At 42.6% G+C, this 16,212-nt stretch carries 18 protein-coding genes; 11 read left to right on the forward strand and 7 right to left on the reverse strand.

Translation table 11 applies throughout. The features are described from left to right. The first annotated feature begins 8 nt into the window (after positions 1-8). Genes comC through comE form a run of 3 tightly spaced genes read left to right on the forward strand, consistent with a single transcriptional unit; the run spans position 9 to position 2,075 of the window. Positions 9-1,034: an L-sulfolactate dehydrogenase gene (gene comC / locus AB9H23_RS06480; RefSeq protein WP_370004571.1), complete on the forward strand. Its 1,026-nt coding sequence runs from the start codon at positions 9-11 to the stop codon at positions 1,032-1,034. After that, positions 1,031-1,528 carry a sulfopyruvate decarboxylase subunit alpha gene (gene comD, locus AB9H23_RS06485; protein WP_370004572.1) on the forward strand — a complete coding sequence of 166 codons (498 nt, stop codon included), beginning with the start codon at positions 1,031-1,033 and terminating at the stop codon, positions 1,526-1,528. The genes comC and comD overlap by 4 nt, the downstream gene beginning before the upstream one ends. A 4-nt stretch (positions 1,529-1,532) precedes the next feature. Then, complete coding sequence (gene comE / locus AB9H23_RS06490; protein WP_370004573.1) at positions 1,533-2,075, forward strand: sulfopyruvate decarboxylase subunit beta; 543 nt, start codon at positions 1,533-1,535, stop codon at positions 2,073-2,075. Here the strand turns inward: comE and polB1 are convergent. Next, on the reverse strand, positions 2,072-3,841 hold the full coding sequence (polB1, locus tag AB9H23_RS06495) for a DNA polymerase PolB subunit 1 (protein ID WP_370004574.1): 1,770 nt from the start codon (positions 3,839-3,841) through the stop codon (positions 2,072-2,074). The genes comE and polB1 overlap by 4 nt on opposite strands. Positions 3,842-4,518: 677 nt before the next feature. Here polB1 and AB9H23_RS06500 point away from each other — a divergent pair. After that, positions 4,519-4,680 (forward strand): hypothetical protein, encoded by a 162-nt coding sequence (locus tag AB9H23_RS06500; protein ID WP_321211141.1) that lies wholly within the window; start codon positions 4,519-4,521, stop codon positions 4,678-4,680. Next, positions 4,677-4,871, forward strand: coding sequence for a HepT-like ribonuclease domain-containing protein (locus AB9H23_RS06505; protein ID WP_321211142.1), 195 nt, complete (start codon positions 4,677-4,679; stop codon positions 4,869-4,871). The genes AB9H23_RS06500 and AB9H23_RS06505 overlap by 4 nt, the downstream gene beginning before the upstream one ends. Before the next feature lie 1,289 nt (positions 4,872-6,160). Here the strand turns inward: AB9H23_RS06505 and AB9H23_RS06510 are convergent. Further along, positions 6,161-6,796, reverse strand: a complete 636-nt coding sequence (locus AB9H23_RS06510) for an ArsR family transcriptional regulator (RefSeq protein ID WP_370004575.1) — start codon at positions 6,794-6,796, stop codon at positions 6,161-6,163. 211 nt (positions 6,797-7,007) lie between these two features. Here AB9H23_RS06510 and AB9H23_RS06515 point away from each other — a divergent pair, with 211 nt between their 5' ends. Continuing rightward, positions 7,008-7,247 (forward strand): MTH865 family protein, encoded by a 240-nt coding sequence (locus tag AB9H23_RS06515; RefSeq protein WP_048060916.1) that lies wholly within the window; start codon positions 7,008-7,010, stop codon positions 7,245-7,247. Between the two features lie 339 nt (positions 7,248-7,586). Here the strand turns inward: AB9H23_RS06515 and AB9H23_RS06520 are convergent, their stop codons facing one another. Beyond that, positions 7,587-8,291 (reverse strand): winged helix-turn-helix domain-containing protein, encoded by a 705-nt coding sequence (locus AB9H23_RS06520; RefSeq protein ID WP_370004576.1) that lies wholly within the window; start codon positions 8,289-8,291, stop codon positions 7,587-7,589. A 211-nt stretch (positions 8,292-8,502) separates the two neighbouring features. On the opposite strand from AB9H23_RS06520, the gene AB9H23_RS06525 reads away from it, so the two are divergent. Further along, positions 8,503-8,742: an MTH865 family protein gene (locus AB9H23_RS06525; protein ID WP_048060916.1), complete on the forward strand. Its 240-nt coding sequence runs from the start codon at positions 8,503-8,505 to the stop codon at positions 8,740-8,742. A gap of 339 nt (positions 8,743-9,081) precedes the next feature. Here AB9H23_RS06525 and AB9H23_RS06530 read toward each other — a convergent pair whose 3' ends face one another. Beyond that, positions 9,082-9,786 carry a winged helix-turn-helix domain-containing protein gene (locus tag AB9H23_RS06530; protein WP_370004576.1) on the reverse strand — a complete coding sequence of 235 codons (705 nt, stop codon included), beginning with the start codon at positions 9,784-9,786 and terminating at the stop codon, positions 9,082-9,084. A gap of 211 nt (positions 9,787-9,997) precedes the next feature. Between AB9H23_RS06530 and AB9H23_RS06535 the strand changes: the two genes are divergently transcribed. Then, positions 9,998-10,237, forward strand: coding sequence for an MTH865 family protein (locus AB9H23_RS06535; RefSeq protein WP_048060916.1), 240 nt, complete (start codon positions 9,998-10,000; stop codon positions 10,235-10,237). A gap of 482 nt (positions 10,238-10,719) precedes the next feature. Here the strand turns inward: AB9H23_RS06535 and AB9H23_RS06540 are convergent, their stop codons facing one another. Next, the gene (locus AB9H23_RS06540; protein WP_321211143.1) at positions 10,720-11,349 is read right to left on the reverse strand and encodes a fibrillarin-like rRNA/tRNA 2'-O-methyltransferase; all 630 of its coding nucleotides are present in this window, start codon (positions 11,347-11,349) and stop codon (positions 10,720-10,722) included. Positions 11,350-11,403: 54 nt separating this feature from the next. Continuing rightward, complete coding sequence (locus AB9H23_RS06545; protein ID WP_321211144.1) at positions 11,404-12,513, reverse strand: NOP5/NOP56 family protein; 1,110 nt, start codon at positions 12,511-12,513, stop codon at positions 11,404-11,406. A 51-nt stretch (positions 12,514-12,564) separates the two neighbouring features. On the opposite strand from AB9H23_RS06545, the gene AB9H23_RS06550 reads away from it, so the two are divergent. The 3 genes from AB9H23_RS06550 to AB9H23_RS06560 are packed head-to-tail and all read left to right on the forward strand — an operon-like array spanning position 12,565 to position 15,293. Further along, positions 12,565-13,473, forward strand: coding sequence for a dihydroorotate dehydrogenase (locus tag AB9H23_RS06550; RefSeq protein ID WP_370004577.1), 909 nt, complete (start codon positions 12,565-12,567; stop codon positions 13,471-13,473). 5 nt (positions 13,474-13,478) lie between these two features. Further along, on the forward strand, positions 13,479-14,273 hold the full coding sequence (locus AB9H23_RS06555; RefSeq protein ID WP_370004578.1) for a dihydroorotate dehydrogenase electron transfer subunit: 795 nt from the start codon (positions 13,479-13,481) through the stop codon (positions 14,271-14,273). Between the two features lie 12 nt (positions 14,274-14,285). Continuing rightward, positions 14,286-15,293 (forward strand): AI-2E family transporter, encoded by a 1,008-nt coding sequence (locus AB9H23_RS06560; protein ID WP_370004579.1) that lies wholly within the window; start codon positions 14,286-14,288, stop codon positions 15,291-15,293. Positions 15,294-15,447: 154 nt separating this feature from the next. Here the strand turns inward: AB9H23_RS06560 and AB9H23_RS06565 are convergent, their stop codons facing one another. Next, on the reverse strand, positions 15,448-16,179 hold the full coding sequence (locus AB9H23_RS06565; protein ID WP_321211148.1) for a ZIP family zinc transporter: 732 nt from the start codon (positions 16,177-16,179) through the stop codon (positions 15,448-15,450). Between the last annotated feature and the right edge of the window lie 33 nt (positions 16,180-16,212).

Raw genomic sequence — 16,212 nt, forward strand, 5'->3', positions numbered from 1 at the left:
GGACTCTTATGAGGATAAGTGCTGAAGAGGAAGTTAGAATCATAAAGGAAATACTCACCGCCATGGAGGTTCCAGAGGAGGTTTCAGAGATAGTGGCTGATGTTACCCTGGACGCTGACCTGAAGGGTTTCAGTTCACATGGAATAGGCCGTTTCCCCCAGTACGTTGAGGGGCTGCGCTGTGGAACAATAAAGCCCCACGGTGATATAACCATTGAAAGGGAAACCCCCTCAACGGCCCTCATAAACGGTAACCACATGTTCGGACACTTTGTTGCCTGCAGGGCCATGGAACTTGCAATTGAAAAGGCCAGGGATACCGGCGTCGGGCTTGTTGGTGTCCATGACTCAAACCACTTTGGTGTTGCCGGATACTACTCGGACATGGCGGTCATGAACGACATGATAGGAGTTGTGATAGCAAATACAGAGCCTGCCGTGGCACCCATAGGTGGCAAAACACCCATCCTGGGAACAAACCCCGTGGCCATAGGGATACCATCAAACAGGCACTATGTCTCGGTTGACATGGCAACCTCAGCATCCGCCAGGGGCAAACTCCTGGAGGCAGCCAGGAAGGGTGAGAGGATACCTGAAAACATAGCACTGGACGCCGATGGAAACCCCACAACCGACCCTGAACTTGCCCTTAAGGGGTCCATACTCCCCTTCGGTGGGCATAAGGGTTATGCGCTTTCGTTCATGATAGAGATCATGGCAGGTCCCCTTGTGGGGGCTGCCTTTGGGGCTGCGGTGAAGGGAACCGCAAACCCCCGGGAGATGTGCACCAAGGGTGACCTCATGATGGCCATAGACCCCTCAAAGATGGTCGACCCCCAGGAATTCAAATCCAGAGTGGATGAATTCATCGAGGAGGTTAAATCATCCGGTGACGTCCTCATACCAGGTGACATTGAGGCCATGAATATAAAGAGGGGGCGTGAAGAGGGAATAGATGTGGATGAAAAGCTCCTTGAAAGGCTGAATCAAATATCAGATGAACTCGGCCTGAACCTCAAAATTAAGGGGTTATGAAGTTGGATAGCAGCAGGGCTGTTTACGAGGGTATGAAGGAGGCGGGGATAGACTTCGCAGTCAGCGTCCCCTGTGTGAACCTCAGGTTCGTCCTTGAAATGGTGGACACTGACCCCGGAATCAGACACGTGCCTGTTACACGTGAGGAGGAGGGCTTCGGTGTTGCAGCCGGCGCCTACATGGCCGGGAAGACCACATCCATGCTGATGCAGAACTCAGGTCTCGGTAACTCCGTGAATGTCCTCGCATCACTCTACAGCCTCTACCATATCCCCATAACAATGATTGTAAGCCACAGGGGGACAAGGGGTGAGTTCATGGAGGCCCAGGTCCCCATGGGGCGGGCCACGACCGAGATACTGGATGTCCTCAAAATACCCTACAGTACCCCTGAAACGCCCTCAGAGGCAAGGGAATCCATAGTGGAACTCACAGCGCTCTCACTCAAAAAGAGGCACCCTGTGGCTGTGCTCCTTGAGGTTGCCTACTGGTGATAACATGCTCACAAGAATTGAAGCCATAGAAAGGATCGTGGAGGTCCTTGATGATGAAATCGTGGTATGCAACCTAGGTTTCCCATCGAGGGAGCTCTACAGTATCAAGGATTCGTCAAGACATTTCTACATGCTTGGATCCATGGGTATGGCATCCTCCATTGGACTTGGCCTTGCCCTCTCACAGGATAGGAGGGTTGTGGTACTTGATGGTGATGGATCCATCCTCATGAACCTGGGGGGACTGGTAACAGCCGCTGCCCAGGCACCCGGAAACCTCGTCATAGTCCTCCTGGACAACCGGTGCTACGGAAGCACTGGTTCCCAGTGCACCTACGCAGATCTCATAGACCTGGGGGATGTTGCCGGGTCAATGGGATTCAATGTTATCAGATTCCACGAGGAACCTGACTTTAAAAGGGCCCTTGAGGAGGATGGGCCAGTTTTTGCCCATGTGCCTGTAAAACCTGGTAACGCGGATGTCCCTGTCATAGATTTAAGCCCTGAGGAGATAATAGAGAGGTTCATGGATGAGGTGAGGTCCTAGGACATCCTCCCTGTGTATGTGGCATAGAAACCATCTGTGTCTGCGTAAACCGTATGGAAACCGAATTCCTCGGCTATTTTTATTGTCCTCTTTATGTAGTCCCTTCCCCATGCGGTTATGGCCTCTGCACACTCCATTGAATACCACCTGAACCTTGAGTAACCGTAGACCCCGTACATGGTGTTTGCAAGCCTCTTGAGGGCCTCCTGCTGTACATTGAGTATCTTTCGCTCCATGGGGTCATCTGAGCGCTTCATCTCCCCCTTGATTCTGACCCTCTCAGAGAGTATCTCACCTATAACCGAGGGTACAAAACCTGCTGGCTCCTTACGGAACCTGTAACCGTATTCTGGTGCAACGTGGCAGTCACAATCTTTCTCATCGGTGAGTGTGTCCGGGGATATGTTCTTTGAGATTATTATGCTGGGGTATAGGCTGCGGAAGTCGAACTGGACTATGTTCTCATGGAGGCCCCTCTCAGGTTCCTTAACATACCCTCCAACGGCCCTGCGACCCCTTCTCTTTGAGAACTCTGAGTGTGATGGTTTGTTTGGTACGAGTTCGCCGTACTGGTATGCCTTCCTTACAAGGAACCATTCGGCCTGCTGTCCTGTTGCCATGCGGGATATGTCAAAGAGGGGCTGGCCAACTATACGGGTGAGCTCCATGTTGAGGGGGAGGATCTTCTCTGCGATCCGGTAGGTTGCAACGACGTCATCAAGGGAGTACCTGAAGAGTTCATCCCTCAGCTCCTCCCGGTCCCAGTACTCCCAGAGCTTATCGCCGGGAAGGTCCAGCTTCTCCTCCCCGAAGAGTTCCTGGTAGACCCTCTCAAGTGTGTAGCGGTCAAGGTTCATGTACCTCCTCATCACAGGGTAGAGGTCCACGTGCACCGTTCCCTTTATGGCTGTTGCGTTTGCAAATCCCCTCCTCATGGTCTTTATCCTTGAGCCATCCCATCCAAGGTCAAGTTCCACTCCAAGAATCTCGGCCCTCCTTGATAGGTAGGGGAAGTCGAAGTTGTCGGAGTTGTAGCCCACGAGGATGTCGGGTTTTTTCTCCCTGACGATTTCAGCGAACCTATCAAGGATTTCAGCCTCATCCTCAACCATTTCAACGAATTCCAGGTGCTCGCCCCTTGTTGATATCACCGATTCAACACCCATGTTGCCGGCAATACCAACCATCACTATCTCATCATTCTCAGGGTCAGGCATCCCATGGGGGTTTCTAACCTCAATGTCAAAGCTGAGGATGTCCAGTTGAGGGAAGCCAGAATCAGATGTTTCTATTTCATCTCTTATCTCAATGATTCTCACATCATCTGATTTGACGGATGGTGCCGAGTCCACCTCCACCCCACTGAATTCTATCCCTGACATTGGCACGATTGACCTGTCAATGAGGTACCTCCTGTAGAATGGGATGTCATGTTCCCTTATATCCGCCACGGATTCAAGGTTCCTTATCCTCTCCCTTAACTTCGGAACCTCCTGGGGGTGCCTGAATTCTATCCTTATAACCTCCACTGGTCTTCCAAGGTCCCTTCGCTCTGTGACCTCAAGCTTTTCCAGTCCAAGTTCAGCGAGGTCATCCATGCACCTATCTGTATCAGTGGGGATTGCATAGATGTAGGGCCTGAATGAACTGTCATATGCGATGATTGGCTCATTCCCTGACCTGTCCTTACCAAATAGTCTGATGACCGGCATCTCATCGACAGTTAGGTAGTCGATGTCAAGGAGCACCATACTGTATCTGTCCATAAAATTTACTCTGTTTTGGGGGACTAATAAAATGTTCCAGTGAAAAATGAAGGGGTCATTCGTTTTACCTGGAATGCAGAAAATTTCATATCAGCTCCTCTTCACAATCATATAATATATAACTCTTCTTAAACTAGCAAATGAGAATATTTACGAGAGTTGTCTTCCTAGAGGGCCCTAGCCTATCAGCGCAAAAAAGAAAGAAAAAAGTTCTTGAATATCCATCACACAAATTGTTAACGTACTGGTTTAATTAATCGTGGAGAAGATAAAATATGGTATCATGAATCTTATGGAAATGATAAGTAATGCTCTTAATAGATAAAGGCAACTAAAGGCTTTGAGAGGGTGAAGTTCATAATATTGTATGGATCAGCAGCCCATGGTAGAGCACAGTAGCTCCGATATAGACCTTTGGATCTATTATGATGGGGACAAGGAAGAGGCTGGGGATTTCAGATTCAGGCTCTTATCAAAGCTTCCGGAAATATTTGATGTTGAGATTTTCCACTTCTCCCATTGTACATTAGAATAGAGGTTGAAGGGAAAATTAATCTACTGTGAGGATGAAACATTCTTGCATGATGTTGCATGGGAAACTATAAAAGAATTCGACACCTTTAAACATAGGTTCTATGATTATATTGGAGAAAAGTCAATAGGATAAGGGAGTGAGGATGGTAAGGAAGACTACTATAAGAACGAAACTTAGGGAAATAGAAGAAAGCATAAAGTCGGTGAAAGAGAATACTCCCACGACCTTCAAGGAATTTTCCAGGCTAGGACTTGTAAAGGACGGGATCTATAAAAGATTGGGATTTTCCATGGAGAATATTTGACATATGCTTCTGATCTAAAACTTGGAGTTCCAGGTGAAGATGAAGACGTGTTCGAAAACCTGATGCGGGAGAACATCATAAACGAGAAGATGGGTGAAAAACTCAGGGCCATGAAAGCCTTTAGGAACATCTTGGCTCATCGTTATGGAAAAATCGATGATAAAATAGCCTTCAATACATTTTCAGGATAGCTTCCTTTAAATTGAATCTTTTCACAATCCCTTCTAAGGTTGTTAATTTTACTTGCTTTCCTGGTGGAAATCCTTTAATTGTGAAGTGGCCAGGCCTTCATAATCTTCTTTTATCCTTATTTTTTCCATGTTCTTGCTGAGGCCCCCTCGTTGAATGCTATTGTTTTCTTGTCTAAGCTATTAACTTTAATGTTTTTTAGGAGCAATGAATATGAGCTTGGATAGGGTTCGAAGGCATATACTTGCCCCGCCCCCTTTAGTATGAAGTATATTGGTGAATCTCCGATATGAGCCTATATCAACCACAATTTTCCCTTTAACGTTTAATTGTTTGTAGACTTCCATGCCAAAGATCTCGTTTAACACTTTGAGGGCGTCTAGTAGCACTCTTTTACTTGAATAGAATCTAAGGTTTCGGTTTTTGAATTTGAATTTTATGATGGAACCCCAAATCTTAGCATCCTGTAGCATGTGAGAATAAGATACGATAATAGTCCCATAGATTTTCTATTTCTACTTTTTCTCCATTGCTGAGCTCCCCTAGGAATCTGTTCGAGACGCCAAATCTGAATAGTATGGCCTTTAACCAATTCTTGAAAACCTTTCTAGCATTTAAAAACTCTTCATGATAAAACAAGAGGTTAGAGGAGAATATGGCTCTCATATAATCTGTGAAGGTTACATTTAACATAGTTTGTAGTCTCCATATTTGGAGAGGGTCATTGTATCTGGTTTTTTGTGGTAATATGGAATGGTTCTAGGGAAATGAAAGATTTTATCTTTGTTGTTTGGGATGAGGGAGCCGTCTCCCGGAACTCCCAAAATGAAGCTCTTTGACATATCAAGGCAGAACGGGAGAAGTTTCGTCTGTCGGTGGGGTGGTTCACCTCGATCTTAAAAATTTGGATTTTCACCCCCCCATTGTAATTTCCTCTTTTAGTTAAGCTTTTTTTGTTTCCTACACACTTTAACCTATTTAGTAATGCCTATTTTAGGGGGCACTTTCATCTCAGCAACACTTTTACGGGGCTTGTTGCTTTAACCTTTGCATTTTAACTAGCCGTTATGCTTAACATGAAGATCAAAACAAGGTGCAAAGCTAATAAGTCTTTTTTAGATGATTTCATCCATAAACTTATTATAAATCAACGTAATTTAATGGATACAGAATATTTTGAAATCTAGGTAAATTTTATGTCTGTCATAGAATGAGAATATTATTGTAAATCTAATTACAGAAGGTGAGGTTCAGAAAATGGTTGATGTGCTTAGAGAAATATTTGGTGATACTAAATTGTATTGTTAGAGATGATGAAAAGGCCCATAATTTCTGTAAAAACCTGTATGTGGAAAAGTAAATTACCACCACGAAGCCCTGTAAGTTCTGAAAGAGCAGTGAATGTCATGGTTTCAGAGGCCATAGATTTAAGAATTTGAAGTCTCTGTTTATTAGAAATAGGTTCAAGAACACTCTTAACCATAATTTCTTCAGGAATAGAAGATATCTCAGTTTTATCCTCTTTATTATTGTCATATATTTGTAGAGAGCCAATTAGATTTATTTGCTTATCAAATAGTGAGTCTACTTCCTTAAAACAAATATCACATTTATCAAAAGGAGCACTTTTCCTTATTTCATCTAATTCCTCTCTTTTCTCTTCTATAATTTCTTTGGAAACATGTTCCTGTTTTATAAGTTTAGAATTATTTTGTAGAAATCCGTTAAATTTCTCTTTACAGGTTTCCCGCATCTTACAGGGATTAACCATATTTTGTTCTAAATCATTTTCAATATCATCAGAAATATAAACAGATACTGAATTCAAAATATCCTTTTTTAAGTTGCTTAGCATTAAATCAAGGTATTCTTGATTAGATTTTTCCATCAAACGCTTGATATCCTGATGTATAGCTTCTAATTTCATTCGGGCATCATAGAATTCAGGATTATCCATTTTATTTAGATTTTCCATAAATTATTTTATTGATTTAGATAGTATTAAAGGTTTCTTTCTTGACCTTTTAAGTCATATTTGTGTATAAAACTGTACTTAGTACATTTTAATGACGGTTTAGTATATATTTCTAATAAACAATAGTTATATTTGAAATTAAAAACTTAATGGAGATGTGAAAATGGGAGTTAAAGAAGATATTCGTGGACAAATTATAGGAGCATTAGCAGGAGCCGATTTCCCAATAAATTCACCAGAAGAACTAATGGCAGCGCTTCCAAACGGTCCAGATACTACTTGTAAATCTGGAGATGTAGAATTAAAAGCATCTGATGCTGGACAAGTACTTACTGCTGATGATTTTCCATTTAAAAGTGCTGAAGAAGTTGCAGATACTATAGTGAACAAAGCAGGATTATAAGCCAAAATCGACTTCCTACTTTTTCTTTCTTTTCTTTTTTAAGGATAATTAATTATTATCTTATAATAGGTTTTAATGGAGAAATTAAAATGGATAAGCCCAATAGTAAAGAAAATAAGCATAAGTCCCGTTGTACTGAATGTCCGTCATATAATGAATGTATGTGCGTTTGGTTAGATTATTTTGCTGGAAAAATAGAATAATTTGCAGTAATATTAAGTCCTACTGCTTTCACTACAGATTAAATATTAAACAATCAATAATTTTCAATTGATTTTAAGAATGCCCCCCCTCCAGTTTTCAATAGTTCAACCGGAGGGGATAATAGTTCTGAAACGATTATTTTTTCAAATATTTTTTAAAATTACTGAGCATTATGAGTAGATTATATCCTTTTTCAGTAATCATATAATCTCCACGTTCATGACGCTGCAATATCAAGTCACTTTCAAGTAATTTTTGTATGTGGAAAAGTAAATTACCACCACGAAGCCCTGTAAGTTCTGAAAGAGCAGTGAATGTCATGGTTTCAGAGGCCATAGATTTAAGAATTTGAAGTCTCTGTTTATTAGAAATAGGTTCAAGAACACTCTTAACCATAATTTCTTCAGGAATAGAAGATATCTCAGTTTTATCCTCTTTATTATTGTCATATATTTGTAGAGAGCCAATTAGATTTATTTGCTTATCAAATAGTGAGTCTACTTCCTTAAAACAAATATCACATTTATCAAAAGGAGCACTTTTCCTTATTTCATCTAATTCCTCTCTTTTCTCTTCTATAATTTCTTTGGAAACATGTTCCTGTTTTATAAGTTTAGAATTATTTTGTAGAAATCCGTTAAATTTCTCTTTACAGGTTTCCCGCATCTTACAGGGATTAACCATATTTTGTTCTAAATCATTTTCAATATCATCAGAAATATAAACAGATACTGAATTCAAAATATCCTTTTTTAAGTTGCTTAGCATTAAATCAAGGTATTCTTGATTAGATTTTTCCATCAAACGCTTGATATCCTGATGTATAGCTTCTAATTTCATTCGGGCATCATAGAATTCAGGATTATCCATTTTATTTAGATTTTCCATAAATTATTTTATTGATTTAGATAGTATTAAAGGTTTCTTTCTTGACCTTTTAAGTCATATTTGTGTATAAAACTGTACTTAGTACATTTTAATGACGGTTTAGTATATATTTCTAATAAACAATAGTTATATTTGAAATTAAAAACTTAATGGAGATGTGAAAATGGGAGTTAAAGAAGATATTCGTGGACAAATTATAGGAGCATTAGCAGGAGCCGATTTCCCAATAAATTCACCAGAAGAACTAATGGCAGCGCTTCCAAACGGTCCAGATACTACTTGTAAATCTGGAGATGTAGAATTAAAAGCATCTGATGCTGGACAAGTACTTACTGCTGATGATTTTCCATTTAAAAGTGCTGAAGAAGTTGCAGATACTATAGTGAACAAAGCAGGATTATAAGCCAAAATCGACTTCCTACTTTTTCTTTCTTTTCTTTTTTAAGGATAATTAATTATTATCTTATAATAGGTTTTAATGGAGAAATTAAAATGGATAAGCCCAATAGTAAAGAAAATAAGCATAAGTCCCGTTGTACTGAATGTCCGTCATATAATGAATGTATGTGCGTTTGGTTAGATTATTTTGCTGGAAAAATAGAATAATTTGCAGTAATATTAAGTCCTACTGCTTTCACTACAGATTAAATATTAAACAATCAATAATTTTCAATTGATTTTAAGAATGCCCCCCCTCCAGTTTTCAATAGTTCAACCGGAGGGGATAATAGTTCTGAAACGATTATTTTTTCAAATATTTTTTAAAATTACTGAGCATTATGAGTAGATTATATCCTTTTTCAGTAATCATATAATCTCCACGTTCATGACGCTGCAATATCAAGTCACTTTCAAGTAATTTTTGTATGTGGAAAAGTAAATTACCACCACGAAGCCCTGTAAGTTCTGAAAGAGCAGTGAATGTCATGGTTTCAGAGGCCATAGATTTAAGAATTTGAAGTCTCTGTTTATTAGAAATAGGTTCAAGAACACTCTTAACCATAATTTCTTCAGGAATAGAAGATATCTCAGTTTTATCCTCTTTATTATTGTCATATATTTGTAGAGAGCCAATTAGATTTATTTGCTTATCAAATAGTGAGTCTACTTCCTTAAAACAAATATCACATTTATCAAAAGGAGCACTTTTCCTTATTTCATCTAATTCCTCTCTTTTCTCTTCTATAATTTCTTTGGAAACATGTTCCTGTTTTATAAGTTTAGAATTATTTTGTAGAAATCCGTTAAATTTCTCTTTACAGGTTTCCCGCATCTTACAGGGATTAACCATATTTTGTTCTAAATCATTTTCAATATCATCAGAAATATAAACAGATACTGAATTCAAAATATCCTTTTTTAAGTTGCTTAGCATTAAATCAAGGTATTCTTGATTAGATTTTTCCATCAAACGCTTGATATCCTGATGTATAGCTTCTAATTTCATTCGGGCATCATAGAATTCAGGATTATCCATTTTATTTAGATTTTCCATAAATTATTTTATTGATTTAGATAGTATTAAAGGTTTCTTTCTTGACCTTTTAAGTCATATTTGTGTATAAAACTGTACTTAGTACATTTTAATGACGGTTTAGTATATATTTCTAATAAACAATAGTTATATTTGAAATTAAAAACTTAATGGAGATGTGAAAATGGGAGTTAAAGAAGATATTCGTGGACAAATTATAGGAGCATTAGCAGGAGCCGATTTCCCAATAAATTCACCAGAAGAACTAATGGCAGCGCTTCCAAACGGTCCAGATACTACTTGTAAATCTGGAGATGTAGAATTAAAAGCATCTGATGCTGGACAAGTACTTACTGCTGATGATTTTCCATTTAAAAGTGCTGAAGAAGTTGCAGATACTATAGTGAACAAAGCAGGATTATAAGCCAAAATCGACTTCCTACTTTTTCTTTCTTTTCTTTTTTAAGGATAATTAATTATTATCTTATAATAGGTTTTAATGGAGAAATTAAAATGGATAAGCCCAATAGTAAAGAAAATAAGCATAAGTCCCGTTGTACTGAATGTCCGTCATATAATGAATGTATGTGCGTTTGGTTAGATTATTTTGCTGGAAAAATAGAATAATTTGCAGTAATATTAAGTCCTACTGCTTTCACTACAGATTAAATATTAAACAATCAATAATTTTCAATTGATTTTAAGAATGCCCCCCCTCCAGTTTTCAATAGTTCAACCGGAGGGGATAATAGTTCTGAAACGATTATTTTTTCAAATATTTTTTAAAATTACTGAGCATTATGAGTAGATTATATCCTTTTTCAGTAATCATATAATCTCCACGTTCATGACGCTGCAATATCAAGTCACTTTCAAGTAATTTTTGTTAAAAAAATCACATGAACTTCAATCATTTTTAACAAGGACAGCCATATGGTCCTTCTCGTAGGGATTGAGACCCACCTGATCGATCACCTGGAAATCTGAGTCCCTGAGTTTCCTGACCTCCTCACGGAAGATCTTACGGGGGCTCCTTGTAACATCTATGCTCCTGGCCTTTATCATTATGAGACCGTAGCCATCATCCCTCAGAAAATATTCCATATTCTCGGTGAACAGCCGGGTCTGATCTGGCTGTGCAATGTCACAGTAGACAAGGTCAGCGGCCTCAACCATCCTAAGGTAATCTCTGGGTCTTGAGGCGTCCTCGAGAAGCGGCAACATGTTCATACGGGCACTGCACACCTCCAGAAGCTCCCTCATCATTCTGGGTGAAAATTCAACGCAGTATACCCTGCCGTCTGTCACGATGTCCGAGATGTGCGAGGCTGTTGTTCCGGCCGAAGCCCCAAGATACAGCACATGGCAACCGGATTTGAGGCTGAAGCCTCTGAGGCCGTTGTGAATGGCAGCGGCAAGTTTGGATCGCCTGGGATCCCAGACCCGGTACTCCCGGCCACCCCACTCCATGAGCTTCTCCCCGTAGACCCTGACACCGGGGTTGAGGTTTACTGTGAGGAGAGAGTCATTCATCATAAAAACACCATCAAGACCCTTAACACGTTTCACTGGACACACCCTCCACTCCGATTATCTTTTCCTATTGAACCTCTTCTTTTTGACGGGAGGTTTTTTATTTTTCTTTTTAATCAATTCTAATCTCTCATTGAAACTTTCAATGATCTCTGGATCGAATTCACCGCTGAAAACATCCTTTCTCACCGCAATCACTGTTTTGCCAGCAAGAAGCCTTGCAACCTTGCCCCTTATCCACCAGGGCGATGACCGTATGGATGGGTGCTGAAAGATCACACCATGCTTTGGTGGTCTGGCATTTGATTTGAGGTGCCTGAACAGGGCCTTTTCAGCCCCAAGGACCTGTACAGTGGATGAGGGGAGCATGGCAAGTTCTCTCAGGCCACCTGCATGTGCAATAAGCCTTGCCCCAACATTAGCACCTGCAAGTGCCCTGAGGTTGGGGGCGAGTTTCTCCATTTTGAGGTCAATATACCTCTCGGTGTCCTGCCTCAGCCTCTGAAGTCTCCTGATATTCTCTGCAAGGTCCATGAAGATATGAAGGTCCTCGCTGCTGATATCTGAGCCTATACTTTCCTCAACATCCATCCTGAAATTTTCAAGTATCCTCTCCCTGTCACCGTACCTGGCAACCAGCTCAACGTACTGCTCATGGCTCCTCACACCATCCAGTTCCGGGAAGTGAAGGGAATACCACTCCCTCAGCCTTTCTATCAGTTTCCCGATCTCCTCGTCCAGTTCATCAAGGGCATTTATGGCCTGTATGAGGAACCTGTCGGATTCTCTGAGGGACTCCCTCAGTTTTTCCCGGGCTGCCGAGATGAGGGCGTCGTGTATTAATCTGGAGGGGGGTATATCAGTGATGGATTCCAGTATCTCATCGAGGTTTTCCCTCAGATGGACTCCGGCGCCTGATGGCATTTCGAACCTGATTTTACCGAATTCAGAGTATGCAGGTGAGGGTTCGGCCTCAACAATAACTTCATCGTATTCAGCAATTAGCCTTTCAAGTATACTCCTCTCCTCAGGTGTGATTCCTCCCATCTGTGATTCTTTGAGCCTGCCGGCCACCTCATCCAGCGGGAAAGTTTCATAATCTATGACTTTCAGATCTTCACTGAAGGCAACAAAACCAGCAACGCAGCCTGTAAGATAACACTTCATAGGGGTACATCTATAGGTGGTGACTATAAATATATTTAGAAGGTGTTTTTCATGCTGAGGACCAGGATATGTAATATTGAGCTCAGGAATCCGACCATGCTTGCCGCGGGAGTTATGGGGAGCATGGCATCATCCCTCAACAGGGTCTACCGTGCGGGTGCAGGGGCCGTTGTAACCAAATCATTTTCACTGGAACCCAATGAGGGCTATAAAAATCCCACCACAGTCGAGGTTACCGGCGGGATCATAAATGCCATAGGCCTATCAAATCCAGGGGTTGAGGCATTTAAAGAGGAGCTCAGGGGGGTGGATGATGATGTGTCCCTCATAGCATCCATCTATGGGTCTTCACCGGAGGAATTTGCCAGGGCCGCTGCTTCTGTGGAGGAATATGTTGACATGATTGAACTCAATGTGTCCTGTCCCCATGCCATGGCGGGCTGCGGGGCTTCCATAGGGCAGGATGCCGGGCTGACATTCAGGGTGGTGTCAGCTGTAAAGGACGCCGTTGGGGTGCCGGTATCCACCAAGCTCACACCAAACGTTACAGATATTGTTGAGATAGCAAAAAGTGCGGAGGAAGCGGGTTCAGATGCACTGACCCTCATAAACTCCCTTGGCCCCGGGATGAAGATCGATATAAAAACAGCAAAACCTGTACTCTCCAATGCCTTTGGGGGAATGTCCGGTCCCGCCATAAAACCGGTGGCTGTAAGGTGCGTCTATGATGTTTACCGCAGTGTTGAGATCCCCCTAATTGGTGCTGGTGGTGTCAGGGACTTCAGGGATGCGGTTGAATTCCTGTTTGCAGGTGCAGGGGCCGTTCAGGTTGGTACAGCCATAATGTATGATGGTCCCGGGATCTTCATGAGGATATGCAGGGGCCTTGAGAGGTTCATGATTGAGGAGGGCTTCTCATCGGTTGATGAGATGGTTGGACTGGCCCATGAGGGGGTGTGAGTTCCATGGGAAATGTTCCGGAGATTCTTGAAATTAAGGGGATAGTTGAGGAATCTGAGACCGTGAAGACCTTCATATTTGACTGGGACTTCACGAGCGAAATATTGCCCGGACAGTTCGTCATGGTCTGGAATTTCAGCGACGAGAAACCCATGTCAGTCTCGCTCATTGATCATAAAAGGTCTGAGATCGGCATATCCATAAGGAGGGTTGGTGAATTCACGTCAGCGGTCCATGAACTGGGCGAGGGAGATCTCCTGGGAGTCAGGGGACCCTACGGAAGGGGTTTTGAACTCATAGGAAGAAATCTGATCCTTGTGGGTGGAGGGATAGGCATGGCCCCCCTCACAGCCCTTGCAGAGGAGGCTGTGGCACGGGGCATGAATGTGGATGCGGTTGTGGCTGCAAGGACATCAGATGAGCTTCTCTTCACCGAGAGACTTGAGGGCGCAGGTGTTAATATCCATACATGTACAGATGATGGAACCTGCGGGTTTCAGGGATTTGCACATGAACGCCTTTCTGAGGTGGATGGAGAATATGACATGGCTGCTGTGTGCGGTCCGGAACCCATGATGTTCCATGTGAAGGAGGTGCTTGATGAGAGGGGAATACCGGCCCAGTTTTCCCTTGAGAGGTACATGAAGTGTGCCGTGGGTATCTGCGGCCAGTGCTGCGTTGATGGGACAGGGTGGAGGGTCTGTGCCGAGGGCCCTGTTTTCTGGGACCATGAATTAAGGTGTGTGGGTGAATTTGGCAGGTACAGAAGGGACGCTGCCGGCCGGAGAATCAGCTGGTAATGTGGTGGTTTCATGATAGAGAGGCTCAGAGGCACCATCACATCCACTTCATTCCTTGTACTTTCACTGATACTTCTATCGGCCATTGTAATATATCCCCTCTGGACCATGCTCTTCCTGGGGGCGGTATTCGCCTACATTGTAAGGCCAGTGGCTTTAAGGATAAATGAGAGGATACCATACCTCTCGGTCTCCATAATCATCGCAATGGTCTTTGTTATAATGCCCCTTGTTGGTATAGTGGTTTTCACCGTTGATTCCCTCATAAACTCCACCCCTTCACTCATAAACCTTGCAAAGGGCTTTGATATCCCCCACCTTCCGGGACAGCTCCAGAATTCCGGGAGCACCCTGGGGACCTTTAGGGGTATTCTAACCGACATACTTAGCGGATCCCTGAACTATGTGATCGATGTGATACAGTCAGTCCCCATGATAGCCCTGCAGCTCTTTATATTCTTCTCATCAACATTCTACTTTGCAAGGGATGGTGAAAGGCTCATTTCATATATAAGGAGTCTCATACCCTCTGAAGCCAGGCCCTTCATGAGGAGGATGGCCTCTGAGACAGAACGTGTACTCATGAGCATATTCTATGGCCACTTCCTCACAGCGCTCCTCATAGGCATCATGGCGGGCGCCGGCTTTCACCTCCTGGGCTACCCCTACGCGATACTACTCGGTATAATAACAGGGATATTTCAGCTCATACCGGTTATAGGTCCATGGGCGGCCTACACCCCCCTTGCCATCTATGACTTCGTGACCGGGAATATCCTCAGGGGGGCTCTGGTCCTGATCTTCGGGATATTCCTCAGCACAATCGACATATACATTCGGCCAAAGCTTTCAGGTAAGTATGCTGATATACACCCCATGATATTCCTTGTGGGCTTCCTTGGGGGCCCGGTTGTATGGGGTGTGGCAGGGTTCATAGTGGGGCCGCTGGTCCTGGGGCTTGCCTACGCAGCCCTTGAGGCCTACCGGACTGGAGAACCAGATACTGGGGAGAACCAGTGAACCTGGAGTGTCATATGGTTATTTCATAATACTAAAGTACGTGGATGATAGACAATCCAAAAACAGCAAAAAACTAATAAAACTGGAAGAAGGGCATCGTAACAAACAAACTAATAGGCCCTAAAATTGCACTATAAAGGTTCTTAGTCCAATGTTAAATTTTTGATAAAATGAATGAAACTATAAAACCTAGAACTGTTATAAGCCCCGCGAGCTCATGAGTCTCTGAGAAAGCTTCTGGTATCATCGTATCGACGAGCATGGCCAGGATGGCGCCAGCTGCAAGGGCCATGTTAGTCGCGATCAAACCATTAGGTAGATTATTGAAGAGCGTGTAACCTGCAAGTGATGCCATTGCAGTGCAAAATGCTACGAAAAGCCATAAACCAAAAATTGAAATAGCCTTCCAGCCCGATTTTTTCATCCCCACAGAACTTGAAAGACCCTCTGGTATATTGGACAAAAATATGGCGATTACAGTAGCCATGCTCACAACACCACCTTTTATCATAGTAAGGCCTATCGCAACAGATTCTGGTATACCATCCAAGATCGAGCCTACTGCAATGGCTAGACTATCACATTCCAGCATATAGTCACCGGAACGTTTACGATGCTTACCCCCTTTACGCGCCAAATAAACATTCACTCCAGTGAAGATGACAGCTCCACTTATAAAGCCAATGGTAGCATGTAGAAAGCCTCCAAGTTTATAGGCTTCATCCATTAGTTCGAATGCTATGGCTGATATGAGCACACCAGCCCCGAATGCCATGATAGAAGCAACAAGACGCTTGGGCATCCTGAAAAAGTATCCGATTATGGCGCCGATTAGAAGGGCTGAACCAGCGAAGAATCCCCAAAGTCCCGCTAACAACACCAACATAACTAATATTTTGTAAACCTTAAAATATGTTTC

Source organism: Methanothermobacter sp. KEPCO 2 (assembly GCF_041228365.1).
Lineage (GTDB): Archaea > Methanobacteriota > Methanobacteria > Methanobacteriales > Methanothermobacteraceae > Methanothermobacter > Methanothermobacter marburgensis.

What these genes read in the sequence shown, in the direction of transcription:
- comC (WP_370004571.1), top strand. Translation starts at nt 9, where the DNA reads ATGAGGATAAGTGCTGAAGAGGAAGTTAGAATCATAAAGGAAATACTC.
- polB1 (WP_370004574.1), bottom strand. Translation starts at nt 3,841, where the DNA reads ATGGACAGATACAGTATGGTGCTCCTTGACATCGACTACCTAACTGTC.
- AB9H23_RS06555 (WP_370004578.1), top strand. Translation starts at nt 13,479, where the DNA reads ATGGGAAATGTTCCGGAGATTCTTGAAATTAAGGGGATAGTTGAGGAA.
- AB9H23_RS06525 (WP_048060916.1), top strand. Translation starts at nt 8,503, where the DNA reads ATGGGAGTTAAAGAAGATATTCGTGGACAAATTATAGGAGCATTAGCA.
- AB9H23_RS06530 (WP_370004576.1), bottom strand. Translation starts at nt 9,786, where the DNA reads ATGAAATTAGAAGCTATACATCAGGATATCAAGCGTTTGATGGAAAAA.
- AB9H23_RS06545 (WP_321211144.1), bottom strand. Translation starts at nt 12,513, where the DNA reads ATGAAGTGTTATCTTACAGGCTGCGTTGCTGGTTTTGTTGCCTTCAGT.
- comD (WP_370004572.1), top strand. Translation starts at nt 1,031, where the DNA reads ATGAAGTTGGATAGCAGCAGGGCTGTTTACGAGGGTATGAAGGAGGCG.
- AB9H23_RS06565 (WP_321211148.1), bottom strand. Translation starts at nt 16,179, where the DNA reads ATGTTGGTGTTGTTAGCGGGACTTTGGGGATTCTTCGCTGGTTCAGCC.
- AB9H23_RS06510 (WP_370004575.1), bottom strand. Translation starts at nt 6,796, where the DNA reads ATGAAATTAGAAGCTATACATCAGGATATCAAGCGTTTGATGGAAAAA.
- AB9H23_RS06515 (WP_048060916.1), top strand. Translation starts at nt 7,008, where the DNA reads ATGGGAGTTAAAGAAGATATTCGTGGACAAATTATAGGAGCATTAGCA.
- comE (WP_370004573.1), top strand. Translation starts at nt 1,533, where the DNA reads ATGCTCACAAGAATTGAAGCCATAGAAAGGATCGTGGAGGTCCTTGAT.
- AB9H23_RS06535 (WP_048060916.1), top strand. Translation starts at nt 9,998, where the DNA reads ATGGGAGTTAAAGAAGATATTCGTGGACAAATTATAGGAGCATTAGCA.
- AB9H23_RS06500 (WP_321211141.1), top strand. Translation starts at nt 4,519, where the DNA reads ATGGTAAGGAAGACTACTATAAGAACGAAACTTAGGGAAATAGAAGAA.
- AB9H23_RS06550 (WP_370004577.1), top strand. Translation starts at nt 12,565, where the DNA reads ATGCTGAGGACCAGGATATGTAATATTGAGCTCAGGAATCCGACCATG.
- AB9H23_RS06540 (WP_321211143.1), bottom strand. Translation starts at nt 11,349, where the DNA reads ATGATGAATGACTCTCTCCTCACAGTAAACCTCAACCCCGGTGTCAGG.
- AB9H23_RS06560 (WP_370004579.1), top strand. Translation starts at nt 14,286, where the DNA reads ATGATAGAGAGGCTCAGAGGCACCATCACATCCACTTCATTCCTTGTA.
- AB9H23_RS06520 (WP_370004576.1), bottom strand. Translation starts at nt 8,291, where the DNA reads ATGAAATTAGAAGCTATACATCAGGATATCAAGCGTTTGATGGAAAAA.